At 62.3% G+C, this 228-nt stretch carries 1 protein-coding gene; it reads left to right on the top strand.

Annotated elements, in window-relative coordinates:
- Window positions 1–58 precede the first annotated feature (58 nt).
- On the top strand, window positions 59–228 hold a 170-nt coding region (locus SB775_RS34570), incomplete at its 3' end, for a helix-turn-helix transcriptional regulator (protein WP_410865797.1).

Here is a 228-nt window from a genome sequence, read left to right as displayed (position 1 = left end):
CAGGCGCTCCCCTGTAGCACTGGCGCTACAACGTTTGCACGTTTCTGTGTGCGCGTCTATGCTGAATTCCGACACGCCTCGGGAGGCAATGATGCTGTCTTGTATCGAGATGGGACGTGAGCTCCGGCGGATCCGGCTCAGCGCAAGATTGAGCCAGGCCGCCTTGGCCCGCAAGGTCGGCGTCGCCCGCAGCACAGTCTCGAGAATGGAAACCGGCGCCCACTCTGA

This window comes from Peribacillus sp. SIMBA_075 (assembly GCF_046534585.1).
This window is presented reverse-complemented; position numbering and strand designations above follow the sequence as displayed.